Origin of the sequence: Streptomyces sp. NPDC002701, from assembly GCF_042889045.1 — a bacterium.
Classification (GTDB): domain Bacteria; phylum Actinomycetota; class Actinomycetes; order Streptomycetales; family Streptomycetaceae; genus Streptomyces.
The window spans coordinates 275,848-300,498 of the sequence record NZ_JBIAQL010000003.1 but is presented as its reverse complement, the minus strand read 5'-3'; the positions used below and the strand labels follow the sequence as shown (position 1 = coordinate 300,498).

25 protein-coding genes are annotated in these 24,651 nt (G+C 71.8%); 14 read left to right on the top strand and 11 right to left on the bottom strand.

The genetic code is table 11. The annotated features are described in order from the left end of the window. Positions 1-71: 71 nt before the first annotated feature. Entirely contained in the window at positions 72-1,172 is a 1,101-nt protein-coding gene (locus tag ACFYXC_RS09770) for a bifunctional succinyldiaminopimelate transaminase/glutamate-prephenate aminotransferase (RefSeq protein ID WP_389548978.1), read from the top strand. 150 nt (positions 1,173-1,322) lie between these two features. On the opposite strand, the gene ACFYXC_RS09765 is transcribed toward ACFYXC_RS09770, so the two are convergent. Together ACFYXC_RS09765 and ACFYXC_RS09760 are read right to left on the bottom strand one after the other, a co-directional pair. After that, positions 1,323-1,760 carry an ATP-binding protein gene (locus ACFYXC_RS09765; RefSeq protein WP_388922634.1) on the bottom strand — a complete coding sequence of 146 codons (438 nt, stop codon included), beginning with the start codon at positions 1,758-1,760 and terminating at the stop codon, positions 1,323-1,325. Between the two features lie 364 nt (positions 1,761-2,124). Further along, positions 2,125-3,102, bottom strand: coding sequence for a heavy metal transporter (locus ACFYXC_RS09760; RefSeq protein ID WP_389548976.1), 978 nt, complete (start codon positions 3,100-3,102; stop codon positions 2,125-2,127). A 104-nt stretch (positions 3,103-3,206) separates the two neighbouring features. Between ACFYXC_RS09760 and dapE the strand changes: the two genes are divergently transcribed. Beyond that, a complete protein-coding gene (gene dapE / locus ACFYXC_RS09755; protein ID WP_389548973.1) occupies positions 3,207-4,310 on the top strand; it encodes a succinyl-diaminopimelate desuccinylase in 1,104 nt (367 codons plus the stop codon). Between the two features lie 110 nt (positions 4,311-4,420). After that, on the top strand, positions 4,421-5,179 hold the full coding sequence (locus tag ACFYXC_RS09750) for a TIGR00730 family Rossman fold protein (protein ID WP_388922625.1): 759 nt from the start codon (positions 4,421-4,423) through the stop codon (positions 5,177-5,179). Positions 5,180-5,319: 140 nt separating this feature from the next. On the opposite strand, the gene folP is transcribed toward ACFYXC_RS09750, so the two are convergent. After that, positions 5,320-6,180 carry a dihydropteroate synthase gene (gene folP / locus ACFYXC_RS09745; RefSeq protein WP_388922622.1) on the bottom strand — a complete coding sequence of 287 codons (861 nt, stop codon included), beginning with the start codon at positions 6,178-6,180 and terminating at the stop codon, positions 5,320-5,322. Between the two features lie 147 nt (positions 6,181-6,327). Between folP and ACFYXC_RS09740 the strand changes: the two genes are divergently transcribed. Both ACFYXC_RS09740 and ACFYXC_RS09735 read left to right on the top strand, forming a co-directional pair. Then, positions 6,328-6,678, top strand: a complete 351-nt coding sequence (locus tag ACFYXC_RS09740; RefSeq protein ID WP_389549981.1) for a DivIVA domain-containing protein — start codon at positions 6,328-6,330, stop codon at positions 6,676-6,678. Next, entirely contained in the window at positions 6,675-7,259 is a 585-nt protein-coding gene (locus tag ACFYXC_RS09735) for a DNA-3-methyladenine glycosylase I (protein WP_388922619.1), read from the top strand. Before ACFYXC_RS09740 ends, ACFYXC_RS09735 begins: the two co-directional genes overlap by 4 nt. 87 nt (positions 7,260-7,346) lie before the next feature. Here the strand turns inward: ACFYXC_RS09735 and ACFYXC_RS09730 are convergent, their stop codons facing one another. Beyond that, on the bottom strand, positions 7,347-8,153 hold the full coding sequence (locus ACFYXC_RS09730) for an enoyl-CoA hydratase/isomerase family protein (protein WP_389548968.1): 807 nt from the start codon (positions 8,151-8,153) through the stop codon (positions 7,347-7,349). Between the two features lie 359 nt (positions 8,154-8,512). On the opposite strand from ACFYXC_RS09730, the gene ACFYXC_RS09725 reads away from it, so the two are divergent. Next, the gene (locus tag ACFYXC_RS09725; protein WP_003966491.1) at positions 8,513-8,680 is read left to right on the top strand and encodes a DUF3117 domain-containing protein; all 168 of its coding nucleotides are present in this window, start codon (positions 8,513-8,515) and stop codon (positions 8,678-8,680) included. Between the two features lie 165 nt (positions 8,681-8,845). Here the strand turns inward: ACFYXC_RS09725 and ACFYXC_RS09720 are convergent, their stop codons facing one another. Then, positions 8,846-9,544 (bottom strand): O-methyltransferase, encoded by a 699-nt coding sequence (locus ACFYXC_RS09720; RefSeq protein WP_388922794.1) that lies wholly within the window; start codon positions 9,542-9,544, stop codon positions 8,846-8,848. 225 nt (positions 9,545-9,769) lie between these two features. On the opposite strand from ACFYXC_RS09720, the gene sigE reads away from it, so the two are divergent. The 5 genes from sigE (at position 9,770) to ACFYXC_RS09695 (ending at position 14,942) form a co-directional block, all read left to right on the top strand. Beyond that, the gene (gene sigE / locus ACFYXC_RS09715) at positions 9,770-10,468 is read left to right on the top strand and encodes an RNA polymerase sigma factor SigE (RefSeq protein WP_388922613.1); all 699 of its coding nucleotides are present in this window, start codon (positions 9,770-9,772) and stop codon (positions 10,466-10,468) included. After that, complete coding sequence (locus tag ACFYXC_RS09710; protein ID WP_389548965.1) at positions 10,465-11,421, top strand: anti-sigma factor family protein; 957 nt, start codon at positions 10,465-10,467, stop codon at positions 11,419-11,421. The genes sigE and ACFYXC_RS09710 overlap by 4 nt, the downstream gene beginning before the upstream one ends. A 139-nt stretch (positions 11,422-11,560) precedes the next feature. Then, a complete protein-coding gene (locus tag ACFYXC_RS09705) occupies positions 11,561-13,393 on the top strand; it encodes a S1C family serine protease (RefSeq protein ID WP_389548962.1) in 1,833 nt (610 codons plus the stop codon). A gap of 165 nt (positions 13,394-13,558) precedes the next feature. Beyond that, a complete protein-coding gene (locus ACFYXC_RS09700) occupies positions 13,559-14,005 on the top strand; it encodes a sec-independent translocase (protein WP_389548959.1) in 447 nt (148 codons plus the stop codon). Positions 14,006-14,285: 280 nt separating this feature from the next. Next, the gene (locus tag ACFYXC_RS09695) at positions 14,286-14,942 is read left to right on the top strand and encodes a hypothetical protein (RefSeq protein WP_388922601.1); all 657 of its coding nucleotides are present in this window, start codon (positions 14,286-14,288) and stop codon (positions 14,940-14,942) included. Positions 14,943-15,136: 194 nt separating this feature from the next. Here the strand turns inward: ACFYXC_RS09695 and ACFYXC_RS09690 are convergent, their stop codons facing one another. The 3 genes from ACFYXC_RS09690 to ACFYXC_RS09680 are packed head-to-tail and all read right to left on the bottom strand — an operon-like array spanning position 15,137 to position 18,301. Next, a complete protein-coding gene (locus ACFYXC_RS09690) occupies positions 15,137-16,270 on the bottom strand; it encodes an Mrp/NBP35 family ATP-binding protein (RefSeq protein ID WP_389548957.1) in 1,134 nt (377 codons plus the stop codon). Between the two features lie 44 nt (positions 16,271-16,314). Then, positions 16,315-16,911 (bottom strand): DUF1003 domain-containing protein, encoded by a 597-nt coding sequence (locus tag ACFYXC_RS09685; RefSeq protein ID WP_389548954.1) that lies wholly within the window; start codon positions 16,909-16,911, stop codon positions 16,315-16,317. After that, entirely contained in the window at positions 16,901-18,301 is a 1,401-nt protein-coding gene (locus tag ACFYXC_RS09680) for a magnesium transporter MgtE N-terminal domain-containing protein (protein ID WP_389548951.1), read from the bottom strand. The genes ACFYXC_RS09685 and ACFYXC_RS09680 overlap by 11 nt, the downstream gene beginning before the upstream one ends. A 245-nt stretch (positions 18,302-18,546) precedes the next feature. Here ACFYXC_RS09680 and ACFYXC_RS09675 point away from each other — a divergent pair, with 245 nt between their 5' ends. After that, entirely contained in the window at positions 18,547-19,305 is a 759-nt protein-coding gene (locus ACFYXC_RS09675; protein ID WP_389548948.1) for a hypothetical protein, read from the top strand. A gap of 197 nt (positions 19,306-19,502) precedes the next feature. Here ACFYXC_RS09675 and ACFYXC_RS09670 read toward each other — a convergent pair whose 3' ends face one another. Together ACFYXC_RS09670 and ACFYXC_RS09665 are read right to left on the bottom strand one after the other, a co-directional pair. Then, positions 19,503-20,072 (bottom strand): hypothetical protein, encoded by a 570-nt coding sequence (locus tag ACFYXC_RS09670; RefSeq protein WP_388922586.1) that lies wholly within the window; start codon positions 20,070-20,072, stop codon positions 19,503-19,505. A gap of 43 nt (positions 20,073-20,115) precedes the next feature. Next, positions 20,116-21,225, bottom strand: a complete 1,110-nt coding sequence (locus tag ACFYXC_RS09665) for a magnesium and cobalt transport protein CorA (RefSeq protein ID WP_389548945.1) — start codon at positions 21,223-21,225, stop codon at positions 20,116-20,118. Between the two features lie 507 nt (positions 21,226-21,732). Here ACFYXC_RS09665 and ACFYXC_RS09660 point away from each other — a divergent pair. Next, on the top strand, positions 21,733-22,356 hold the full coding sequence (locus ACFYXC_RS09660) for a suppressor of fused domain protein (protein ID WP_389548942.1): 624 nt from the start codon (positions 21,733-21,735) through the stop codon (positions 22,354-22,356). Positions 22,357-22,390: 34 nt separating this feature from the next. Here the strand turns inward: ACFYXC_RS09660 and ACFYXC_RS09655 are convergent, their stop codons facing one another. After that, entirely contained in the window at positions 22,391-23,644 is a 1,254-nt protein-coding gene (locus ACFYXC_RS09655; RefSeq protein ID WP_389548939.1) for an MFS transporter, read from the bottom strand. 184 nt (positions 23,645-23,828) lie between these two features. Here ACFYXC_RS09655 and ACFYXC_RS09650 point away from each other — a divergent pair, with 184 nt between their 5' ends. Next, positions 23,829-24,470, top strand: coding sequence for a DUF6758 family protein (locus ACFYXC_RS09650; protein ID WP_389548935.1), 642 nt, complete (start codon positions 23,829-23,831; stop codon positions 24,468-24,470). Positions 24,471-24,651 lie beyond the last annotated feature (181 nt).

The window sequence follows — 24,651 nt, the reverse complement described above, 5'->3', positions numbered from 1 at the left end:
GTTTGCCGCGCGCGACCGCACGTGTGTACGCACCGGACGTGCCGTCCGCACGAGAAAGTGAGCCAGAACCCGTGTCCGCAGTCTCCGACCGGCTTCCCGCCTTCCCCTGGGACAAGCTGGAGCCCTTCAAGGCGACGGCCGCCGCCCACCCGGACGGCATCGTCGACCTCTCCGTCGGCACCCCGGTCGACCCGGTGCCCGACCTGGTCCAGAAAGCCCTGGTCGCGGCCGCCGACTCGCCCGGTTACCCCACGGTGTGGGGCACCCCGGAGCTGCGTGACGCGCTGGTCGGCTGGTGCGGGCGACGGCTGGGCGCACGGGACCTCACCCACCGCAACGTCCTGCCGGTGGTCGGCTCCAAGGAACTGGTGGCCTGGCTGCCGACCCAGCTGGGCCTCGGCCCCGGGGACACGGTGGCGTACCCGCGCCTGGCGTACCCGACGTACGAGGTCGGCGCCCGGCTGGCCCGCGCGGAGCACGTCGCCTACGACGACCCGACGGACCTGGACCCCGGCGGCCTGAAGCTGCTGTGGCTCAACTCCCCGTCCAATCCCACGGGCCGGGTGCTCCCCCAGCGGGAACTCACCCGGATCGTGGCCTGGGCGCGCGAGCACGGCGTCCTCGTCCTCGCCGACGAGTGCTACCTCGAACTGGGCTGGGAGGCCGACCCGGTGTCGGTCCTGCACCCCGAGGTGTGCGGCGGCTCGTACGAGGGGATCGTCGCGGTCCACTCGCTGTCGAAGCGGTCGAACCTCGCGGGCTACCGGGCGGCGTTCCTGGCCGGCGATCCCGCGGTCCTGGGCGACCTGCTCCAGATCCGCAAGCACGGCGGCATGATGACGTCCGCGCCCACGCAGGCCGCCACGGTCGCCGCCCTCTCCGACGACACGCACGTCCAGGAGCAGCGCGAGCGGTACGCGGCCCGCCGCCGGGTCCTGCGCGACGCCCTCGAACGGCACGGCTTCCGGATCGAGCACAGCGAGGCGAGTCTCTACCTCTGGGCGACCCGGGACGAGTCCTGCTGGGACACGGTGGCCCATCTGGCCGCCCTGGGCATCCTGGTGGCCCCCGGCGACTTCTACGGCCCCGCGGGCGCAGCTCACGTACGCGTGGCCCTGACCGCCACGGACGACCGCGTCCAGGCGGCGGCAGAGCGCCTGCATCTTCGTTAGGACGGCCCCGCAAGGGGCGCGGGGAACTGCGCGACCAGCCCCCACCGCCCCGCACGCACCCACCGGACACGACCGAAGGGGCCCAGGGAAACACTCCCTGGACCCCTCCGTGCGCAGACCCGGCAAGCAGGCCGGACGGCGCCCGCTCGCTCAGCCGACCGGCAGCTTCTTCAGCGGCAGCTGCTCGGTCGGCAGCCCGCCCTTCGCGACGGACTCGGTCGGCAGCCCGCCCTCGGTGGCGGACCCCGCGGCGTCACCGACCACGTCACCCGTGGTCCCGGCGACGTCCCCGGCGGCCTTCTGCGCGGCGGGCGTCGCGGCCTTGACGGCCTTGCCGCCGGTCTTGCCCGCGACCGGCACGGCCTTCTTCACGGCCTTGCTGCCCGCGTCGCCGGCCAGCCCGGTGGCCTTCTGCGCGGCACTGTCGGCGGTGGTGCCCGCGTTGTCCAGCGCGGACAGGCCACCGAGGTCGGGGGCGGCCGGCAGCGCGGCCGCGCTCGCGGAGCCGGCCGCACCGACCACGGGCGCCGCCCCCGCTGCGATGAGCAGCGCGGCACGGGCGATCCGACGGGTCAGGGGGAGGGACATGGTGCTCCTTTGACGGAAGAGAACGAGGAAAGGTGTCACCGTGCCCGGCAGTTGGCCGACTGGCTGTCGGACGGCTGTCGATCGACCGGCTGTTGATCGTTCCGGGCTCGGACGCAGTGACTACCGCTCGAAGTCCGCGAAGGTTGCGGTGCCCCGACGTAAAGAGTTGTTAATGCGTCGCATTATCGGCTGCGGAGAAACCCGGGCAAAGGTGGCCCGCGAGGAAAGTCCGCCGAATCGCTACGGCCCTTTGTTCCCTAGGGATTTACCGTCGAATGGAGTGACGTGCGAGAGGCCCGTGGAAAACCGGGGCGCGGCGTCCGGACGGCACGCCGGGGATGCCTCCAACGGGTGAGGGTCCGTACTACTGCCCAGTGACGATTCGAACTTCGCCGGTGGCGTTCCGGGAGCCCGAGTCCTCGTCCCGCCATTCGCTGCGCGTGTTCCCGGCCGTCCACGCCCGGCCCGCGTACGAGACCCGCTCGACGTGCAGCGCGGACGAGTTGGCCACGGCCCAGTGCGCGAGGGCCCAGCCGCGCTGCCGCTCCCCGCCCCCGGCGACCCCGGTCCTCGGCACCGGTACGGTCACCGTGCGCGTGTCCCCGGAGCCGCTCACCTCGGTGGAGGGGACGGCGGAGGGCGTGGCCGACGGGGTGGCGGCCACCGCGGCGCCCGCCTCCTGGAAGACCTCGCGCCCGAAGTCCCGTACCAGGGCCGCGCGCACCGCCTCCGCGCCGCCGGTCCGCACGTCCGGGCGGCCCTCGCAGGTGAGGGTGGCGGCGGCGCGCCCGGTCAGGGCCGCCGCCAGGAGCGTCGCGTCGGGCTCGTGCTTCGCGTACGCGTCCGGGAAACCGCTGCGCTGGACGCGCTGCGCGGCGACCGTGAGCGGCAGCCGCTCGTAGTCCGTCACCTTGTCCAGGTGCTCGTAGAACTCGCCCGCCGCGTACGTCGGGTCCATGATCTCCGTCTCGGTGCCCCAGCCCTGTGAGGGCCGTTGCTGGAAGAGGCCGAGGGAATCCCGGTCGCCGTGGCGGATGTTGCGCAGGGCCGACTCCTGGAGGGCCGTCGCCAGCGCGATCGTGACGGCCCTCTCCGGCATGCCGCGGTTGGTGCCGACGGCCGTGATCGTCGCCGCGTTCACCGCCTGCTCCGCCGTGAACTCGTACGACGCGCCGTCGCCCCGGCCCGAGACGACCGTGCACTTGGGCACGCCGGTCCCGCCGGTCAGGTACTGCACGGTGAGATACCCCGCGACGCCGAGGAGCACCAGGAGGGCCGCCCCGAGACGGAGGAAGCGGCCGCGGCGTACACGAGTGACGGAAGTGGGGGACGGCTCAGGCACCCGTACAAGGTACTGGAGAGTACGGTCGGCGGTCCGTGAGGTTGTGGACAACGGGTCCCGGGGGCAGGGGGAGACGGTCCGGCCGGCGCGTTAGGGTCGACGCCATGGCCGACACCCCGCTCGACGTCCCGCTCGACCCGCCGCTCGACCTCACCCTGGACGCCGCCCGGCTCACCGCGCGTCTCGTCGACCTCCCCTCGGAGAGCGGCACCGAGAAGCCCCTCGCGGACGCCGTCGAGACCGCCCTGCGCGCGCTGCCGCACCTCACGGTCGACCGGTACGGCAACAACGTCCTCGCGCGGACGAACCTGGGCCGGGCCGAGCGCGTGATCCTGGCCGGGCACATCGACACGGTCCCCATCGCGGACAACGTGCCCTCGCGGCTGGACGAGGACGGCGTGCTCTGGGGCTGCGGCACCTGCGACATGAAGTCGGGCGTCGCGGTACAGCTGCGGATCGCGGCCACGGTGCCGGCCCCCAACCGCGACCTCACCTTCATCTTCTACGACAACGAAGAGGTCGCCGCGGACCTGAACGGCCTGAAGCACGTGGCCGAGGCCCGCCCAGAGTGGCTGGAGGGCGACTTCGCGGTCCTCCTGGAGCCCTCCGACGGGCAGGTCGAGGGCGGCTGCCAGGGGACTCTGCGGGTGCTGCTGAGGACGACGGGGGAGCGGGCGCACTCCGCGCGCGGCTGGATGGGCTCGAACGCCATCCACGCGGCCTCCGCGATCCTCGCGCGCCTCGCCTCGTACACACCGCGCCACCCGGTCATCGACGGCCTCGAGTACCGCGAGGGCCTGAACGCCGTCGGGATCACCGGCGGGGTGGCCGGCAACGTCATCCCCGACGAGTGCGTGGTGACCGTCAACTTCCGTTACGCGCCCGACCGCAGCGAGGAGGAGGCCGTCGCGCACGTCCGTGAGGTCTTCGCCGACTGCGGTGTCGACGAGTTCGTCGTCGACGACCACAGCGGCGCGGCCCTGCCCGGTCTGTCCCACCCGGCCGCGGCCGCCTTCGTCGAGGCCGTCGGGGGCACCCCGCAGCCCAAGTACGGCTGGACGGACGTCTCCCGCTTCAGCGCGCTCGGGGTCCCGGCGGTCAACTACGGCCCCGGCAACCCGCACTTGGCGCACAAGCGGGACGAACGGGTGGACACCGCCAAGATCCTGGCGGGCGAGGAGCGGCTGCGGGCCTGGCTGACGGCCTGACTCCGGCTCGGCCGACGGTCCGATCCATGGCGGACATGCCGGCGTCCCCCCTCCGTCACCTCCGTCGATCTACGCTGAGGTGGAACGATCGCCAAGCGGAGGGAGCGGACATGGCTACCGGCAACCCCGAGGGCAGCAAGCGGCCACCGGAGGAGCAGCAGCTGGGCCCCGTGCTGCGCAGGCGGGGACAGGTGCAGGCGAGCACGACGGACCAGCGGCTGCTGGACGAGCGCGCTCCGACGGACTGGGTGCACACCGATCCCTGGCGCGTGCTGCGCATCCAGTCGGAGTTCATCGAGGGCTTCGGTACGCTCGCCGAACTCCCGGCCGCCATCAGCGTCTTCGGCTCGGCGCGCACACCGGTGGACTCTCCCGAGTACGAGGCGGGGGTCGCGCTCGGCCGCGGCCTGGTCGAGGCGGGCTTCGCGGTGATCACCGGCGGGGGTCCGGGGGCCATGGAGGCGGCCAACAAGGGCGCGTGCGAGGCGAGGGGCGTCTCCGTCGGCCTCGGCATCGAGCTGCCCTTCGAGCAGGGGCTCAACGAGTACGTCGACATCGGCCTGAACTTTCGGTACTTCTTCGTACGAAAGATGATGTTCGTGAAGTATGCCCAGGGGTTCGTGGTGCTGCCCGGCGGTCTGGGCACCCTCGACGAGCTCTTCGAGGCCCTCACGCTCGTCCAGACCCAGAAGGTGACCCGGTTCCCGATCGTGCTGTTCGGCACGGAGTACTGGGGCGGGCTCGTGGACTGGCTCAAGAACACGCTGATCGCCCAGGGCAAGGCGGCGGAGAAGGACCTGCTCCTGTTCCACCTCACGGACGACGTGGACGAGGCGGTGGCGTTGGTGTCGAAGGAGGCGGGGAGGTAGGGCCCGGCCGGGTTCTCGAACGCCGGACGGGCTGGATCTCCAGCCCGTCCGGCGTTCGAGGACAAGTTCGAGGACAAGGGGGTCTGGGGGCGCAGCCCCCAGGGTCGGGACGGAAAGGGGCGGCGGGGGCGAAGAAGGTCCTACGCCAGCCCCCGCCGGGCGACCGCCGGCGCCCGGTGCCCGGCGATGGACGCCACCATGTCCAGCACCTGCCGCGTCTCGGCGACCTCATGGACCCGGTAGACCTGGGCCCCCAGCCACGCGGACACCGCGGTCGTCGCCAGCGTCCCCACCACCCGCTCCTTGACCGGCCGGTCGAGCGTCTCCCCCACGAAGTCCTTGTTGGACAGCGACACCAGCACGGGCCACCCGGTCGACACCATCTCCCCGAGCCGCCGCGTCGCCTCCAGACTGTGCCGGGTGTTCTTGCCGAAGTCGTGCCCCGGATCGATGAGCACGGACTCCCGCGGCACCCCCAGGGACACGGCCCGCTCGGCCAGCCCCACCGTCACCCGCAGGATGTCCGCCATGACGTCCTCGTAGGCGATGCGATGGGGACGCGTACGCGGCTGCGTGCCACCCGCGTGCGTGCACACGATCCCCACTCCGTACCGTCCCGCGACCTCCGCGAGCCGCGGGTCGACCCCGCCCCACGCGTCGTTCAGCAGGTCCGCGCCGGCCTCGCACACGGCCTCGCCCACCTCGTGCCGCCAGGTGTCGACACTGATGACCACGTCGGGGAAGCGGCGCCGCACCTCGGCGACGAACCCGACGGTCCGCCGCGCCTCCTCCTCGGCCGTCACCTCCTCGCCGGGCCCGGCCTTGACCCCGCCGATGTCGATGACGGCGGCCCCGTCCGCCACCGCCTGCTCCACGCGCGCGAGTGCCGGCTCGTCGCGGAAGGTGGCTCCCCGGTCGTAGAAGGAGTCCGGGGTCCGGTTCACGATCGCCATGATCACCGGCTCGTGCGCGTCGAACTCGCGCGTGCCCAGCCTGAGCATCCCCTGTGGCCTCCTGCGGTAGTTGAAGCGGATGTCGCTGTTCCGCCGCCTGCGACCCTAACTGTCAGAGTCGCATGGCACGATCGGTGCCTGACACTTACCGTGCCGACGCGCCCGCGCCGGCATCAGAGCGTGGGGACCTCAGAGATGTTCATGTTCCTGTTCCTGGTCGTCGCCCTCGTCGTCGTGGTCGGCGCGGTGACCCTCTCCGTGGTCGGAGGCGGTGACAGCGCCGCCCTGCCCGAGGTGGCGCCGGAGCGTCTGCGGGACCCGCTGCCCCTGGACCGCCCCCTGCACCGCGGCGACGTGGAGGCACTGCGCTTCCCGCTGACCCTGCGCGGCTACCGCATGGCGGACGTGGACGACGCCCTGGGCCGCCTCGGCGCCGAGCTGGCCGAGCGGGACGCCCGGATCGCCGACCTGGAGGCCGCGCTGGCCGGAGCCCGTTCGACCGCGGCGCCCTCCCTGGAGAAGCCCGCGGAGGAGGACCACCGGTGAGCGAGGCCCTGAGGGGCGCCGACGGGGCCCTGCGCTGCCCCTGGGCCCTGTCGACCGACGACTACGTGACGTACCACGACGAGGAATGGGGCCGCCCGGTCCACGGCGACGACGCGTTGTACGAGCGGCTGTGCCTGGAGGCGTTCCAGTCGGGCCTGTCCTGGATCACGATCCTGCGCCGCCGTGCGGGCTTCCGCGCCGCCTTCGCCGGCTTCCGGATCGCCGAGGTGGCGACGTTCACGGACGCCGACAAGGAGCGTCTCCTCGCCGACGCGGGCATCATCCGCAACCGCGCCAAGATCGAGGCGACGGTCGCCAACGCGCGCGTGCTGGCCGACTGGGCCCCGGGTGACCTGGACCGCCTGATCTGGTCGTACGCCCCGGATCCGGCGGCCCGTCCCACTCCGAAGACCCTCGCCGACGTCCCGGCGGTCACCGACGAGTCCACGGCCCTCTCCAAGGCCCTCAAGAAGCAGGGCATCCGCTTCGTGGGCCCCACCACGGCCTACGCCCTGATGCAGGCGTGCGGCCTGGTCAACGACCACTTGGCGGACTGCACGTCCAGGACGGCGGTCCGGTAGGGGGCGCCCGCGGAGGGGCGCCCCGCAAGGGGCGCGGGGAACTGCGCGCCAAGCCCCCACCCACCCCCGGCCTGAGCCGGCGAAGCGCTACCGGCCGAGGTACTTCGGCTTCTCCTTGTCGACGAACGCCTGCACGGCGATCAGGTGGTCCTCGGAGGACCCGGCCCGCGTCTGCAGCTCGTCCTCCTTCTCCAAGGTCTCGTCCAGGGAGTGGGAGATCCCGAAGGCGAGCGACTCCTTGAGCGCGGCGTACGCCAGGGTCGGCCCCTCGGCCAGCGCACGCGCCACCTTCAGCCCCTCCGCCGCGAGCTCGGCGGAGGGCACGACCCGGTTGGCGATCCCCAGCTCGTACGCCTCCTGCGCGGTGATGCTGCGCGGGAAGAGCAGCAGGTCGGCGGCGCGGGAGGGCCCGACGACCCGGGGCAGCGTCCAGGAGATGCCGGAGTCGGCGGTCAGCGCGACCCCCGCGAACGACGTGTTGAAGGCGGCCGTGTCGGCGACGACGCGGTAGTCCGCGGCGAGCGCGAACCCGAACCCCGCGCCGGCCGCGACACCGTTGACCGCGGCGACCACCGGCTTCGCCGCTCCGGTCAGGGCCCGCACGATCGGGTTGTAGTGCTCCTGGACCGTGCTCATCACGCCCTCGCCCGCGCCCGAGGCGCGGGCCGCCAGCAGTCCGCCGACGTGCTCCTTGAGGTCCTGGCCCACGCAGAACGCCCGGTCGCCGGCCGCGGTGAGCAGCACGGCCCGTACGGAGTCGTCCGCCGCGGCCTCCCGCGCCGCCTCCCGGAAGGCGACCTTGGTCTGCGTGTTCATCGCGTTCATCGCTTCGGGGCGGTTCAGCGTGATGGTCGCTAGTCCGTCGCTCACCTCGTAGAGCACGGTGTCGGCCATGATGGTCCCCTCCGGTGTCGCGGCTCGTCGTACCCGTCGGTACGTACTGCTTCCGGGGACAGCATGGCGGAGATCACGGGGGGCGGCGGACTTCGTACATGTGACCTGCGTCAAAGAATTCCGCTGCCCGAAAGTCCATGCAGTGGCGCAGTATCGCAGTCACACCACCGAATTGGGTGGTTTTGCTCAAGCGCGTTGCGCAAGCGATGCCGACTGATGTTGGTCATCGGGTCCTGAGATGCGGGATAATGGCTTGGAAGCAATGTGTTCGATGCCGGTGACGCGTGTCCGACGGAGGATACGTGCCCTTCTAGGGGGCCGTCGGCGACGATGAGCTGGTTTCAGGAAGGGGAACGAGCATGGCGGCCATGAAGCCGCGGACGGGCGATGGCCCGCTCGAGGTGACCAAGGAGGGGCGGGGCATCGTCATGCGCGTTCCGCTCGAAGGCGGCGGTCGGCTCGTCGTCGAGCTGACCCCCGACGAGGCCGACGCGCTCGGCGACGCCCTCAAGAAGGTCGTCGGCTGACGCGGAACGCGACCATACCCTTCCGCTGCCCCGGCATCAACGCGATGTCGGGGCAGCGGTGTCTTCGGGGTACGTGACCGGCGCGCGCCCGGGATGTCCGGCGCGCGGAAGCCGTGATGTCCGTGCGGGCCGGGCCGTTCCCTCGCCCGTCGGGGTGAGACCGGTTCAGCGCTTGACCGCGCACAGCAGGCCGTCGCCGACCGGCAGCAGCGAGGGGACCAGCTCCTGGCTCTCGCGGATCGCGCGCAGCAGTTCGCGCAGCCGCAGTACCTCCGTGGGCTGCGGGCCCGACTCCACCGTCCGCCCGTTGGCGAACACGCCTTCGAAGACGACGAGGCCACCCGACCTCAGCAGGCGCAACGATTCAGCGAGGTAGTCGAGGCACTCGAGGCGGTCACCGTCGCAGAAGACGAGGTCGTACCCCGCGTCCGCGAGCCGGGGCAGGACGTCCAGCGCGCGGCCCGGGATGAAGCGGGCCCGGTTGCTGGCGAAGCCCGACGCGCGGAAAGCCTGGCGGGCGAACTGCTGGTGCTCCGGTTCCGGGTCGACGGTCGTCAGTACGCCGTCCGGCCGCATCCCGTGCAGCAGATGGATTCCGGAGACTCCGGTTCCGGTACCGATCTCCGCGACGGCCTTGGCGTCCACGGTGGCCGCGAGCAGGCGCAACGCGGCGCCCGTGCCGGGCGACACCGAGCGCAGCCCTGCTTCCCGGGCCCGCTCCCGGGCCCAGTGCAGCGCCTCGTCCTCGGGGACGAAGGCGTCGGCGAACGCCCAGCTCGTCAGCCGGTTGCCGGTAATGGCCCTCTCCTGTCCCCGTGGTTGCCTGGGCGTGACTGTATCCGTTGCCGCCGGGAACCCGCAGATGGGACCAGGCGTTGAGAGAGTGCGAGGAACGGGCGGGGAACTACACGGGGGTGGCGGGTGGACCGGGACACCGAGCAAGTGCTGACGCAGCCATATGAGCGCGTATCAATTTCTCGTAAAACCGCTTATCCGGAGCTAACGGGCGAGGTGGCTATGGTAGGTGCTCCACTGGACACCACCAGAGCCGACAGGGGAGGTGCGGCTGTATCTGTGGATCGGGGAGGGGTGCTTCGGCGCCTGCTCAGATCGGCGGGTGAGCCGAAATCCGTGAACAACACTGCTGACCGTTCCACTGCCGACTCCGCGCAGACAGCGACCTTCACGTCCGACGCGGATTCGCAGGCGTGGACTCCGCCCACCTGGGAGGAGATCGTCAGCACGCACAGCGGCCGGGTGTACCGGCTCGCCTACCGCCTGACGGGCAACCAGCACGACGCCGAGGACCTGACACAAGAGGTCTTCGTCCGCGTCTTCCGCTCCTTGTCGACCTACACGCCCGGCACCTTCGAGGGCTGGCTGCACCGCATCACCACGAACCTCTTCCTGGACATGGTCCGCCGCAAGCAGCGCATCCGCTTCGACGCCCTCGGTGACGACGCGGCCGAGCGCCTGCCCAGCCGCGAGCCCTCCCCGCAGCAGGTCTTCAACGACACGCACTTCGACGCGGACGTCCAGCAGGCCCTCGACACGCTCGCGCCGGAGTTCCGCGCGGCGGTCGTCCTCTGTGACATCGAAGGGCTCTCGTACGAGGAGATCGCCGCGACCCTGGGCGTCAAGCTCGGCACGGTCCGCAGCCGCATCCACCGCGGACGCTCCCAGCTGCGCAAGGCGCTCGCCCACCGTTCTCCCGAGGCCCGTGCCGAGCGCCGCGGTTTCGCGGTCACCGGAGTGCCCGCTCTGGGAGGAGGGGGCGCGAGCGCGTGACTGGATCACGGCTGAATCCCACCGACGGGCCCCTTGCCGAGCAGCACCTCGGCGACCGGCTCTCCGCCCTGGTGGACGGTGAGCTCGGCCACGAGGCGCGTGAGCGCGTCCTGGCCCACCTCGCCACCTGCGGGAAGTGCAAGTCCGAGGCCGACGAGCAACGACGCCTGAAGAACGTGTTCGCGGAGGTCGCCCCGCCGCCCCCCTCCGAGAGCTTCCTGGCCAGACTGCAGGGGCTTCCCGGAGGAGGCGACCCGGACAGCGACAGCCCGCGGCTGGGCCGGGGGGCGTTCGGAGAGTCCGGGGTCTTCGACGTGAAGCCCGAGTCCTTCGGTTACGTGCCCTCCGGCCCCCATGCGGCCGTGCTGCCCTCCGAGCAGCGCGGGTTCCGCATCCACGACATGGGCCGGCGTGAGGCCGAGCGCTCGGCCTCCAGGGGCCTGCGCTTCGCGGCCGCCGCGGCCGGCGCCGTCTCGCTCGCCGCGATCGCGCTCGGCGGGGTGTCGACCGGCGTGCCGGCCGACACCACGGACGCCCGGGGCGGCTCGGGCTCCGGAAGCAACGTGACGCCGGTGCGCACGTCCGGCACGAGCGGTGCGGCGGGCTCCGACTCGCAGCGCCGTCGGTCCGTCGCCCCCCTGCTCGCGCAGGGCCAGCGTTCCTTCGCCGGCGAGGGCGGCGCGCAGACCGAACTGTCCGCGCCGCTGCTGCCGGGCGTTCCGTCCCCCGGTGTGCCCGCCCCGGTCGAGCGGAGCGTGAGCCCGGTGCATGCGCTGACCACGCCCGTGATGGCGGGCGCCGCCGCCATGACCCCGCTCATACGTCCGTTCGCCCCGGCCCCACCGGTCACGCTGACCACCTGGTCCTCGGGATCGGCGCTCGAGGCGTCCGTCCTGTCGGCCGTGCCGTCGTCCGACCCGTCCGTCTCACCCACGCCTTCCTCCTCAGGCTGAACCGGCCCTCTGCGCGGCGGCCCGCGAACCTGGTTGAATCCAGGGATGGGCCGCGCCCGCCGCAGGTGACCGGGCGCGGAGGTCGACGAACCGCGGCGACCGCCGACGTGCCGTGCCGCGGGTCAGGTGTGGGGAGAGCATGGACGAGGGGAAGCCCACGAAGCCGAAGTGGTGGAGCCGGCCACGGACCCACGTGCCGGATACCGCTCCGGCGGACCCGGCTTCCGCGGGGGACGGCACGAGCGGGTTTCACGGGGGCGACATGGACGGCGACTTCGAGCTGGAGAAACCCGCGGGGGTGAACGCGGGCGTGGGCGCAGGTGCGGGCGCGGGTTCGACCGTGGGTGCGACCGCCGTCGCCGGTGCGGATGCAGGTGCCGGTGCGGGTCCGGCTGTCGGGCAGGTTCCGGATGACGTGCGCGGCGGCACGGGCGGGCCGGCCCCTGCCGAGCGGTCCAGGCCCCTGCACGATCCGGACCCGTACAGCACACCGCCGTACGGCGGGCCCGGGCCCTGGGCCCCCGCGCCGCCGGTGCAGCACCCCGGTACGACCCCCGCGCACGGCACGGCGACGGAGGCAGCGGCCCTGCCCCCGGCCGCCCCGGCGGAAGCCGGAACGGAGACGGCGGCCCCGCAGCCGCTCGCCCAGCAGCCCCAGCAGGCGGGGAGCGAGCCGGGTCCGGAGCTGCCGGCCGGTTATCGGGCCGCGGCTCCGCATGCCGCTTCCGACCTCGGCACGCATCAGGCTCCCGCCCCCGCTGCCGGTCCCGTTCCGCACACCCCCTGGCAGAACTACGATCCCTGGGCCACCGCGCCCCTCCAGCACCACGGAGCCACCGCCGAGGCGCCGGGCGTGCGTCGCGGACGGACCAGGCGCGCCCTGGCCCTGGCGGCCGTACTGCTCGCGCTCGTCTCCGGGGGCGTGGGCGGGGCCGTGGGCGCCCACCTGGAGCGCAACGGCGGGATCGACGACGTGGAGCTGCCCCAGGCCGGCGTGGAGGCCGAGGGACGGGCACCGGGCAGCGTGGCCGGTATCGCGGCCAGCGCGCTGCCGAGCGTGGTGACGCTGCACGTGAGCGGCTCGGAGGCGCAGGGCACCGGTACGGGGTTCGTACTCGACCGGCGCGGCCACATCCTCACCAACAACCACGTCGTCGACCCGGCGGACGGCAGTGGCGAGATATCCGTGACCTTCAGCGGCGGCGAGACCGCCAGGGCCGAGATCGTGGGCCACGACAGCGGGTACGACCTCGCCGTGGTCAAGGTCACCGGCGTCAGCGGCCTCAGGCCCCTCTCGCTCGGCAACTCCGACAACGTCCAGGTCGGCGACCCGGTCGTCGCCATCGGCGCGCCCTTCGACCTGGAGAACACCGTCACCGCGGGCATCATCAGCGCCAAGGAGCGCCCCATCACGGCGGGCGGCGAGGAGGGCGACGGCAGCGACATCTCGTACGTGGACGCGCTGCAGACGGACGCCCCGATAAACCCCGGCAACTCCGGCGGCCCCCTGGTCGACTCCAAGGCCCGCGTCATCGGCATCAACAGCGCCATCCGCTCCGCCGACAGCGGCTCCGACCTGGAGGGCGGCCAGTCCGGCTCGATCGGCCTCGGCTTCGCCATCCCCATCAACCAGGGCAAGCGCGTCGCCGAGGAGCTCATCAACACCGGCCGGGCGACCCACCCGGTCATCGGGGTGACGCTCGACATGGAGTACACCGGCGACGGCGCCCGGGTCGGCACCAAGGGCAGCGACGGCGGCCCTCCGGTCAACCGGGGCGGCCCCGGTGCCCGGGCCGGCATCAAGGCCGGTGACGTCATCACGAAGGTCGACGGACGGCGTGTGCACTCGGGGGAGGAGCTCATCGTCAAGACGCGGGCGCACCGGCCGGGCGACCGGCTGGAGCTGACGCTGGAGCGCGACGGCAAGGAGCGGAAAGTCACCCTGGTCCTGGGCTCCGCCGACGGCGACTGAGCCCGAGCCGCTCCCGCACGGCGGACATCCTGGAGAACCCCACGTGTACACGCGGTCCGGGAGCCCCGGACAGTACCGGTCGGACGGGATCGCCGGGTACCGTGGACCCGGCCCGGACCACGGAACGACCTGCCGAGCACCGAGGACATCGCAAGGAGCTACAAGGTGTTCAATGACATAGGACCGCTCGAGCTGGTGACGATCATCGTCCTCGCCGTGCTCGTCTTCGGTCCGGAGAAGCTCCCGAAGATGATCCAGGACGTCACGCGCACCATCCGCAAGATCCGTGACTTCTCGGAGAGCGCAAAGGCGGACATCCGTGAGGAACTGGGGCCGGAGTTCAAGGACTTCGAGTTCGAGGACCTCAACCCCAAGACGTTCATCCGCAAGCAGCTGGACAACGACGAGCTGGGGCTCAAGGAGATCCGTAACGGCTTCGACCTGAAGAAGGAGATGGCCGAGGTCACGGACGCCGTGCACGGCCGTGAGTCCGAGTCGTCGTCGTCCTCGTCCTCCTCCGCGGGCTCCGCCGGCGGCACCGTCGACATGACGAAGAAGCGCGAGAGGCTCGCACCGGACGAGCGCCCGCCGTTCGACGCGGACGCGACCTGAGTGCTGGGCCGGTGAGCGACCGGCCGGCCTGAGCGCTCGGCCGGTCCGGTCGGCTCTTTCCGCGCGCCGGCCGGTCCGGTCGGCCGTCCTTCCGGGTGCCGGCCGGCTTCCGTCCGTTCAGGATGGGCCGTATCCGGTGCGTATGTGAGCCATGTGCCGACCGGTTTCGCGGCCCGTGGCGGAGCTGTGGCTATCCTGCCTAGTTGTTGTGCGGACCGGAAGGACGCCCGAAGGGGGGCGGGCCGCCCGGTTCGACGAGAGCGAGGAGGCGTCCGGGCAGATGGAGACGACAAGTCGGGTAGGCGCGCAGGCGCCGGCAGCGGAGGGCGGCCAGCAGCTCCCCTCCGCCCGGCGTACGGTCGACGGCTACCTGCTGGCGCCCTTCCCGTGGTACGGCCTCGACGAGGCGTTCACGGGACCGCGCTGGCTGATGCAGGTCGGCGCGGCGGCCGACGGGGCCGTCGAGCACGGTTCCGTCGGACACGGTGACGAACCGTCGGTTCGCAGCGAGTCCACCGAGGACAAGGAGCGATTCGCGGTGGTGGTCACCGTCGCGGCCAATCCCGTACGGCGCAGTGCCGACGGCACGGGGCTGCTGGAGGCCACCTCGGTGTCCTCAGCGGCCTGGCTCGCCGGAGTGGGGCTGCTGTCCTTCACCTGGCCCGGCCAGATGGACCACACCCTGCGCGACGACTGGCTGGACCAGCAGACCGAGACGGCGTGGGTCCTCGCGGACGACCTGACGGGGCCCGACTGGTCGAAGCTGTCCCTTCCCGTGGACGGGGTGCCGACGCCGTTCCACTACAGAGAATCCGAGTTCGGGTGGGTCCTCGCCGGATCCACGCAGGAAGGGGTTCATGTGGGGGCGTACGGGCGGGGGATGAGCGCGTACGGCGTGGCTTTCGCCATGATCAAGGACATCAGTACGTACGCCTAGGCGGCGGGCTGTGCGGTGGGGCTCCGGCCGGTGGTTGTCGGCTGCCGGCCGGTGAGGGCTGATCGCGCAGTTCCCCGCGCCCCCGAAGACGAAAAGCCGGGGCGCAGCCCCGCTTTAGGGGCGCGGGGAACTGCGCGACCGGCCACGACGTGCCCGCACATGCCCACGCACCCGAGGCAGGGCCCGCCGGCAGGCTAGAACTTGTTCCTCGGGGTGATGCCCAGCGACATGCCTGAAAGGCCCCGCTGGCGCCCGCCCAGCTTGCCGGCGATGGCACGCAGGGCCGCGCCGGCGGGCGAGTCGGGGTCCGTGAGGACGACCGGCTTGCCGTCGTCGCCCCCCTCGCGCAGCCGGACGTCGATCGGGATGGATCCCAGGACCGGCACACTGGCACCGGTCGTCCGGGTCAGCCCGTCGGCGACCGACTGCCCCCCGCCCGTGCCGAAGACGTCGACCATCTCGCCGCAGTGCGGGCACGGCAGGCCCGCCATGTTCTCGACGACACCGACGATCTTCTGGTGCGTCTGCACGGCGATCGACCCGGCCCGCTCGGCCACCTCGGCCGCGGCCTGCTGCGGAGTCGTGACGACCAGGATCTCCGCGTTCGGCACGAGCTGCGCGACCGAGATCGCGATGTCACCCGTACCCGGCGGGAGGTCCAGGAGCAGGACGTCCAGGTCACCCCAGTACACGTCCGCCAGGAACTGCTGCAGGGCGCGGTGGAGCATCGGGCCGCGCCACACCACCGGCGCGTTGCCCGGCGTGAACATGCCGATCGAGATGACCTTCACGCCGTGCGCGGACGGCGGCATGATCATGTTCTCGACCTGCGTCGGACGGCCGTCCGCGCCGAGCATGCGCGGCACGGAGTGACCGTAGATGTCGGCGTCCACGACACCGACCTTGAGTCCGTCCGCGGCCATCGCCGCCGCGAGGTTGACCGTCACGGACGACTTGCCCACGCCGCCCTTGCCGGACGCGACCGCGTACACGCGCGTCAGCGAACCCGGCTTCGCGAAGGGGACCTCGCGCTCGGCCTGGCCGCCGCGCAGCGCGGACGCCAGGTCCTTGCGCTGCTCGTCGCTCATCACGTCCAGCGTGACGTCGACGCGCGTGACACCCTCGACGCGCGAGACCGCGTCGGTGACGTTCTTCGTGATGGTGTCGCGCATGGGGCACCCGGAGACGGTCAGGTACACCGCAACCGCGACCGCGCCGTCCGCGCCGATCTCCACCGATTTGACCATCCCCAGCTCGGTGATGGGTCGCTGGATCTCGGGGTCGTTCACCGTCGACAGTGCTTCACGCACCGCGTCTTCCGTAACCATGAGGTCGATGGTACGGCGCCCGGCCCCGGGGCCGGAAAGCCCCGTCACCGGTCGTCTACGTCACGTCCCCGAGGGTGTTCTGCCGGGAATACGACCCGCCCGTCGCCCGGCCCGCCGGAACGGCGCTCGTCCAGCTCCTTGACCAGGTCCTCCAGCTCGGAGCGGATCCAGTCCCGGGTGGCGACCTCGCCGAGGCCCACGCGCAGCGCGGCGATCTCCCGCGTCAGGTACTCGGTGTCCGCGATGGACCGCTCGTTCTGTTTGCGGTCCTGTTCGAGGTTGACCTTGTCGCGGTCGTCCTGCCGGTTCTGCGCGAGGAGGATCAGCGGGGCGGCGTACGACGCCTGGAGCGAGAGCATCAGGGTCAGGAAGATGAACGGGTAGTTGTCGAAGCGCAGCTCACGCGGCGCGCTGACGTTCCACACCACCCACATGATGATGACGACCGTCATCCAGACGATGAACCGTCCCGTGCCCAGGAACCGCGCGATCCGCTCGGAGAGCCGTCCGAAGGCTTCCGGGTCGTACTCGGGCAGGAACCTGCGTCGCGGCGGCTGCGGCTGGTCGAGCCGGGGACGCGAGCGGCTGGTGGCGCTCGCCCCGGTGGCGGCCCGTTCGCGGGCCTCGCGCTCAGGCGCCATCGGTGTCCTCCTCGGCGTCCGTGCGCACGGCACAGCGGCCGTCGGCCTCGTCTTCGGTCTCGTCCTCGGTCTCGTTCCCGGTCCTGTCGGCGGTGCCGTCGTCGGCCTCCCCGTCGGCCTCCCCGTCCAGGTGGAACTCCTTCTCCCGCCAGTCCTCGGGCAGCATGTGGTCGAGCACGTCGTCCACGGTGACCGCGCCCAGCAGCGAGCCGCTCTCGTCGACGACGGGCGCCGCGACCATGTCGTACGTCGCGAAGAAACCGGCCACGACCGGCAGCACGGCCTCCGGGTCCAGCGGCTGCAGGTCGTCGTCGATCATCGAGCCCACGAGGGTGTACGGCGGGTCGCGCAGCAGCCGCTGGAAGTGGACCGTGCCGAGGTACTTGCCGGTCGGCGTCTCGTCGGGGGGGCGGCACACGTACACCTGCGCGGCCAGCGCGGGGGAGAGGTCGGCGTTGCGCACCCGGGCGAGCGCGTCCGCGACCGTCGCGTCGGGCCGCAGCACGATCGGCTCGGTCGTCATCAGACCGCCCGCCGTGCGCTCCTCGTACGCCATCAGCCGCCGTACGTCCGCCGCGTCGTCCGGGCGCATCAGCGCCAGCAGCCGCTCCTTGTCGTCCTCCGGCAGCTCACCGAGCAGGTCGGCCGCGTCGTCGGGGTCCATGGCCTCCAGGACGTCCGCGGCGCGCTCCTCCTTGAGCTTGCCGAGGATCTCGATCTGGTCGTCCTCCGGGAGCTCCTCCAGGACGTCGGCGAGCCGGTCGTCGTCCAGGGCCGCCGCGACCTCGGCGCGCCTTTTCGCCGACAGGTGGTGCAGGACGTTCGCCAGGTCGGCGGGGCGCAGCTGCTCGAAGGTGGCGAGCAGGTTCTCGGCGCCCTGCCCGTGCTCCTCCAGCGAGAACCCGCTGACGGCCGACCACTCGACGGTCAGGGTCTCGCCCCTGGCCCGCCGGAACGTGCCGCCGGCCTTCCCCTTGCGGACGAAGACCCGGTCGATCTCCCAGTCGCGGCGGGCGGGCAGCTGCTGGACGGAGACGTCCAGGACGGTGACCGTCTCGGGCGGTTCGCCGGTCTCGACGAGCGTGACGCGGCGGTCCAGGAGCTCGCCGAGCACGAGCCGCTCGGTGGGGCGCTGCTCGAAGCGGCGGACGTTCAACACGCCCGTGGTGATGACCTGGCCCGACTGGATGCCGGTGACGCGCGTCATGGGCAGAAAGATACGGCGGCGGGTGGACAGCTCGACGACGAGCCCGATCAGCCGTGGGGGCCGCCGTCCGACGCGCAGGACGGCGACCAGGTCGCGTACGCGTCCCACCTGGTCGCCGTTGGGGTCGAAGACGGCGATGCCGGCGAGGTGTGAGACGAAGATCCTGGGGGCGCCTGCCGCCATCCCGGCGCCTCCTTCTCGGTACGGGTGCTGGTGCGGGTCGTGGTCCCGGGTGTGCCGGGTGGGGTTCGGGCCACGGTACGTGTGGTTTGGGTCCGCATGTCCGCTCGGGTGGGCTTCAGGCTAGCCCGTCCCGGTCGGATACGCCCTGGTGAGCGGTCCGCCAGGACTGACCGCGAGTGGCCTGACGGACCCCGGTACGCTGCGGTACGCCGTGGAGGACAACCGCACGAGAGGCAGCGCCACCTGTGACTGCGATTCGCCGGGGACGTACCCGTAAGGCCGCGTTGGCGAGGGCCGTGTGCGCGCTGGTCGTGGCGGGCGCGGGGGTGTCGGGTTGCGGCGGTGAGGATCCGGACGCGGGGACCAACGGGGTCGGGAAACTCTCCCCCGCCAAGATCCAGAGCAGGACCCAGTCGGCCGCGAAGGCCGCTCCGGCGGTACGGCTGTCCGGGGCCGTGGTCAGCAACAAGCGGACCTACAAGCTGGACATGCAGCTCAAGAAGGACGGCGGTACCGGCTCGGTCACCTCGAAGGGGGTGACGTTCCGGCTGCTCCGGGTGGACGAGCACCTCTTCATCAAGGCCGACGCGGACTTCTGGACGCATCAGGACGGCGAGAGCGACGACAGTACGTCCGACACGGCCGCCGCGGGCAAGCTCGAGGGTATGTACGTGAAGGTGCCCAAGGGGGATCCCGCCTATCAGCAGCTCAGCGTCTTCACCGACAAGGACGCCCTGCTGGACGGGCTCCTCTCGCTGCAGGGCGAGCTGGACACCGACGGACGCCGTGAGCTGAACGGCACCCGCACGATTCGCCTCACCAGTGACAAGGGTGCGGGCGGTCAGATCGACGTCTCCCTGGAGGGCAAGCCGTATCCGCTCCTTCTGGTCCGTGCGGGGGACGCGGGCACGATCCGGCTGACCGACTGGGGCAGGGACTTCGCTCTGCGCGAACCGGAGAAGGACGAGACGGTCGACTACGGCCAACAACTCCCCACCTCCTGACCCACCGGCCCCGCCCCGCCGGGCAAGGCCCGCACGACAACTGCGGGCCGCTCATGGCCGATCGCGCAGTTCCCCGCGCCCCTAAAGGGCGCGGCCTGAAGACCGGGGCGCAGCCCCGTCTTCAGGGGCGCGGGGAACTGCGCGACCAGCCCCCGCCCACCACACACCACGGCCGACCAAAACCCCGCGCGGAGCGCTCAGCGCCGGCGTCGGAAAAGCAGCCGCGGCACCCCCGCAGGCGCAGCCCCCCGCGTGGTCGCCGACGTAGGCACAGGCACCGCGGCCAACGACCCGTCAGGCAACGAAGCCGTCACCCCCGTCGGCTCCAGCCGAAGGACCCGGCACTCCCGCTCCCACCGCTCGGTCATGGCCTCGCCGTCGGGCGCGTTCAGCCGCTTCCCCTTCAGCTCGCCGACAGCCGCACCCCACGCCTCGGACCCCGGCGCAAGCTCCACCACCGTCGCGGACCAGGAGACGAGCCGCCCGCCCTTGTCCTTGCTGCGGACGGTGACCACCGCCTCGCGGCCGTCCACGAGCCCGGCCAGCGGCTGCTCACCGGGACCGTCCCCGACCACGCACACCGCCCCCTCGTGCCACACGTGCCACAGCGGGCGGGCCGGCTCCCCGGGACCCCGCGCGTCCAGCGACGGGACACCGGCTCCCCGTACCCAGATGAGCCCGGACTTCTTGGTGGCCTCCTCGACGAGGGCACGGTCCATCAGAAGCGGCGCCGCGGAGCGGCTCGGGGTGCTGGCCTGATCCGTCATGGCAGCCAGCCTAGCCGGGCCCGCGGGGGCCCGGCCGGGCCCTTCAGAGCCAGCCGTTGCGCTTCAGCGTCCGGTGGATGCCCAGGCAGAGCGCCACCGTGATCCCCATGATCACGGGATATCCGTACCGCCAGTGCAGCTCCGGCATGTGCTCGAAGTTCATGCCGTACACCCCGCACACCATCGTCGGCACGGCGATGATCGCGGCCCAGGACGTGATCTTGCGCATGTCCTCGTTCTGCGCGACGGACGCCTGCGCGAGGTTGGCCTGCAGGATGGAGTTGAGCAGCTCGTCGAAGCCGACGACCTGCTCCTGCACCCGTGCCAGGTGGTCGGCGACATCGCGGAAGTACTTCTGGATGTCGGGGTCGACCAGCCGCATCGGCCGCTCGCTCAGCAGTTGCATGGGCCGCATCAGCGGCGACACGGCGCGCTTGAACTCCAGCACCTCACGCTTGAGTTGGTAGATCCGCGCCGAGTCGACACCTCGCGACACCCCGCCCCGGCGCCCCGGCGAGAACACCTCGGTCTCGACGTCGTCGATGTCGTCCTGCATGGCGTCCGCGACAGCGATGTAGCCGTCCACGACGTGGTCGGCGATGGAGTGCAGCACGGCGGACGGCCCTTTGGCGAGCAGCTCCGGGTCGTCCTGCAGCCGGTGCCGCAGCGCCCGCAGCGAGCCCTGCCCCCCGTGCCGCACGGTGATGAAGAAGTCCCGGCCGGTGAAGCACATCACCTCGCCGGTCTCCACGACCTCACTGGTGGCGGTGAGTTCGTCGTGCTCGACGTAGTGGATGGTCTTGAAGACGGCGAACAGGGTGTCGTCGTACCGCTCCAGCTTGGGCCGCTGGTGGGCGTGGACGGCGTCCTCGACGGCGAGCGGGTGCAGCCCGAACTCGGCGGCCACACCGGCGAATTCGTCCTCGGTGGGCTCGTGCAGGCCGATCCACGCGAACCCGCCGTCGCGCCGGGCCTGACGGATCGCCGCCCGCGGCGTGAGGCCGTCGTCGGACGGGAGACGGACGCCGTCGCGGTAGACCGCGCAGTCCACGACGGCCGAACTCTCCCCGGCCGCCCGGGTGGTGTCGTACGCGCCGCCGTCCTTGCGCAGCGAGGGGCGGACCGCGGCACGAAGGTTGTGGATCATCGACATGGGTGGCTCCTTCGCGAACGAAGGCCGCCGACGACGGGTGGAACTACCCGGAATGGGGACGTCCTGACTTCGGATGTTTGGCACGTCCACAAAGCGGGGAGCACCGCACCGTCACGGTGGCAGCTTCGCTACTGATACAGATCAGAAAAATTCAGACAGATCAGGGAAAAACGAAGTGCTCTTCCGTTGTGCACCGGACCGGCCATGACGCGAGCGCGAGAGGTGGCAGCCAGTAGAGCGTGAGCTCGGGAAGCTGAGAGGTACTCAGCAGCCGGAAGAGCGGGTGGTACTGCCTGGTCGACTTCGATCCATGGAGCCCCACCTCCTCCGGCCGGTCCCCCGTAGGGGAGGTCCATCCCCCGTAGGGGAGTCTCATGCGTCGAGACGTGGGCCGGGACTCGAGAGCGACGCTTCTGCGTGCTGCCCCGGCCAGCGGCCAAGAGTATCAGCCGACTGAAGTGTCAAGCCGTCGCTTTGCCCGCTACTGACGAGTTCTATGCTCGGCGCATGGCAGATGTTCTTCCTCTGGTGGAGGCCCGGTTGCGTAACGCGCTGGGTGAACCGGACGCGCGCGCCGCGGTGACCTTCCTCGGCACCGACCGCATCGAGGTGCTCCGGTTCACCGGCCTCACCGATGCCGGCGGCGCCGGTGAGGCGGACACCGGTACGGGGATCGTCCGCTACGCCACGCTCGGCATGTCCGCCCAGCCGATGTCGGACCCCACGGCGGTCGTCGCCGATCCGGTCGCGGGCCCGCGTGCCGAGCTGGTCCTCTCGGTGCGCGCAGGCGCCGCCGACACCGACAAGGTGCTCCGCCCCCTCGCCGTACTGGCGGCGTCCCCGCAGGTCGAGGGCCTGGTCGTGGTCCCGGGCGCCTCGCTCGACGTGGGCGAGCCGCTGTGGCCCGGCGCCCCCTTCACCTCGGTCCTGGTCGCCGAGCCGGGCGGCCTGGTGGAGGACCTCGAACTCGACGCGCCCCTGGATCCCGTACGGTTCCTGCCGCTGCTCCCCATGACACCGAACGAGGCGGCCTGGAAGCGGGTGCACGGCGCGGGGGCCCTCCAGGAACGCTGGCTGGCGAGCGGAACGGACCTGCGCGACCCCGCCCGCAGGTCCGTGCCCCTGGACTGACCGGAGCCGGCTCCGGCCCGCCCCGCGCCGGGGCTCAGTTCGCGAAGACGGTGACGCCGTCCTCGGCCGCGTGCCGCTCCGCCAGCTTCTCCGCCCGGTGCGTGAGGGCGTCACGTCGTACGAGGACCACCAGCGCGCCCAGTGCCGCCGTGACCGCCGCGACCACGAACGGCACGTGGAGGTCGGTCCACTCCTCGATCCTCGGCGCGAAGAAGGGGGCGGCGGCCGCCGCGAACCAGCGGACGAAGTTGTAGCCGGCGCTCGCCACCGGGCGCGGTGCGTCCGACACGCCGAGAGCGAGCTCCGTGTGGACGGTGTTGTTCACCCCGATGAACGCACCGGACAGGATCGTGCAGACGACGGCCGTGGTGTGGCTGCCGTACCCGAGGACGAGCACGTCGGCCGCGAGCAGCAGCAGCGAACCGCCGAGCACCTTCAGCGACCCGAACCGTGCCTGCATGCGCGGCGCCACGAGCACCGAGAACACCGCGAGCAGCACACCCCAGGCGAAGAAGACCGCACCCGACCGGTACGGCGTCATGTTCAGCACGAACGGCGTGAAGGCCAGCACGGTGAAGAACGTGTAGTTGTAGAAGAACGCCGAAGCCGCCACCGAGGCGAGGCCGCCGTGGCCGAGGGCCCTGACCGGGTCGAGCAGGCCCGTCTTCCGTGCGGGCTTCGGCTGCTCCTTCAGGAACGCCGTGATGCACAGGAACCCGATCGCCATCAGGAACGCGGTGCCGAAGAACGGATAGCGCCAGCTGGCGTCACCGAGCAGCGCGCCCACCAGCGGCCCGCAGGCCATGCCGAGGCCCAGGGCGGACTCGTACAGCAGGATGGCCGCCGCGCTGCCGCCGGCCGCCGCGCCGACGATGACGGCGAGGGCGGTGGAGACGAAGAGGGCGTTGCCGAGCCCCCAGCCCGCCCGGAAGCCGACGAGTTCGGCGACCGAGCCGGACGTGCCGGACAGTCCGGCGAAGACGACGACCAGCGCGAGGCCGAGGAGCAGGGTGCGGCGGCCGCCGATGCGGCTGGAGACGAAACCCGTGACCAGCATCGCCAGGGCGGTGATCAGGAAGTACGAGGTGAAGAGCAGGGAGACCTGGCCGGCGGTGGCGTCCAGGCCCTTGGCGATGGACGGCAGGATCGGGTCGACGAGGCCGATGCCCATGAAGGCGACGACGGATGCCCCGGCGGTCGCCCAGACCGCCTTCGGCTGACGCAGGAGACTCGTCGCTCCCGCGTCGAACGTGTCCCCTTCGGCGGGGCCTCCGGTGCTGCTGTTCATACCCGCTCCTTCACTGCCCACGGAGAGATGGTTGGTGTATGCACATAATAAGTTAGATCGGCTAATTAATGCAAGCTACATCTATATCGGTGCGATGCCGGGCCGTGGCGAGGAGGTGACCGGTGCGCGCCGGACGGGTGATCGTCCTTGACGCGGCGAAGTACGGGGAGGACCGTTGTGCCTTATGAGGGGCGAACCCAGTTGCCCGAAGTGTGGTGGCCGGGTCAGGGCTCCCGGCCTCTTTGCCGACTCCTGGCAGTGTGATGTGGACGGCATCGTGCATCCGCTGCAGCCCGTGATCCCGCCGAGTGTCGAAGCCCTCGGGGTCGTCGTGCACCGTGCGCGCGTGCCGGTGTGGATGCCGTGGCCGCTGCCCGTCGGCTGGCTCTTCACGGGTGCGGCGTTCGCCGGTGACGACCGCAGTGGCGGTCGCGCGACGGCCGTGGCCTGCTCGGGGCCCGGGCCGCTCGGCGGTATGGGGGAGCTGATGCTCGTCGCCGAGGAGCTGGGCGTGGGCCTCGGCGCGCGGTACGCGGGCATCGACGGGCCCGACCCCGGTCCGTACCTGGACGTGGAGAAGCCCGCCGAGGCGAAGGTGCTGGCCGCGGGACGGCCGACGCCGCTCTGGCACGTCTCCGGGGCGCCCGACGACCGGGCCGTCTTCGCGGGCGAGGCGCGCGGGCTGTGGCTGTGGGCCGTCGTGTGGCCCGAGCAGTCGGGGCTGATGATGTACGACGAGCTGGTGCTGACGGATCTGCGGGACGCGGGGGCGGAGGTGGATCTGCTGCCCTGTGGGGCGCTGTCCCCTCGGATTCTGGAACCGTAGGCTCCGCCGGTTGGGCGGGTGCCCGGTGGGCGACTTGGCGGTCGTCGGGGGTGGGGTGAGGGGGGATCTGCGGTCTGCCGGGTGCGGGTCGTGTGTGGCTGGTCGCGCAGTTCCCCGCGCCCCTGACGGGGCCGTGTGGGGTTTGGGCGCGTAGTTTCCCGCGCCCCTGACGGGGCCGTGT

Bases quoted from the DNA above. Each gene is read 5' to 3' on its own strand.
- ACFYXC_RS09765 (WP_388922634.1), bottom strand. From the start codon at position 1,760: ATGTCCCTCCCCCTGACCCGTCGGATCGCCCGTGCCGCGCTGCTCATC.
- dapE (WP_389548973.1), top strand. From the start codon at position 3,207: ATGGCCGACACCCCGCTCGACGTCCCGCTCGACCCGCCGCTCGACCTC.
- ACFYXC_RS09750 (WP_388922625.1), top strand. From the start codon at position 4,421: ATGGCTACCGGCAACCCCGAGGGCAGCAAGCGGCCACCGGAGGAGCAG.
- folP (WP_388922622.1), bottom strand. From the start codon at position 6,180: ATGCTCAGGCTGGGCACGCGCGAGTTCGACGCGCACGAGCCGGTGATC.
- ACFYXC_RS09740 (WP_389549981.1), top strand. From the start codon at position 6,328: ATGTTCATGTTCCTGTTCCTGGTCGTCGCCCTCGTCGTCGTGGTCGGC.
- ACFYXC_RS09730 (WP_389548968.1), bottom strand. From the start codon at position 8,153: ATGGCCGACACCGTGCTCTACGAGGTGAGCGACGGACTAGCGACCATC.
- ACFYXC_RS09725 (WP_003966491.1), top strand. From the start codon at position 8,513: ATGGCGGCCATGAAGCCGCGGACGGGCGATGGCCCGCTCGAGGTGACC.
- ACFYXC_RS09705 (WP_389548962.1), top strand. From the start codon at position 11,561: ATGGACGAGGGGAAGCCCACGAAGCCGAAGTGGTGGAGCCGGCCACGG.
- ACFYXC_RS09695 (WP_388922601.1), top strand. From the start codon at position 14,286: ATGGAGACGACAAGTCGGGTAGGCGCGCAGGCGCCGGCAGCGGAGGGC.
- ACFYXC_RS09690 (WP_389548957.1), bottom strand. From the start codon at position 16,270: ATGGTTACGGAAGACGCGGTGCGTGAAGCACTGTCGACGGTGAACGAC.
- ACFYXC_RS09685 (WP_389548954.1), bottom strand. From the start codon at position 16,911: ATGGCGCCTGAGCGCGAGGCCCGCGAACGGGCCGCCACCGGGGCGAGC.
- ACFYXC_RS09680 (WP_389548951.1), bottom strand. From the start codon at position 18,301: ATGGCGGCAGGCGCCCCCAGGATCTTCGTCTCACACCTCGCCGGCATC.
- ACFYXC_RS09670 (WP_388922586.1), bottom strand. From the start codon at position 20,072: ATGACGGATCAGGCCAGCACCCCGAGCCGCTCCGCGGCGCCGCTTCTG.
- ACFYXC_RS09665 (WP_389548945.1), bottom strand. From the start codon at position 21,225: ATGTCGATGATCCACAACCTTCGTGCCGCGGTCCGCCCCTCGCTGCGC.
- ACFYXC_RS09660 (WP_389548942.1), top strand. From the start codon at position 21,733: ATGGCAGATGTTCTTCCTCTGGTGGAGGCCCGGTTGCGTAACGCGCTG.
- ACFYXC_RS09655 (WP_389548939.1), bottom strand. From the start codon at position 23,644: ATGAACAGCAGCACCGGAGGCCCCGCCGAAGGGGACACGTTCGACGCG.
- ACFYXC_RS09650 (WP_389548935.1), top strand. From the start codon at position 23,829: ATGAGGGGCGAACCCAGTTGCCCGAAGTGTGGTGGCCGGGTCAGGGCT.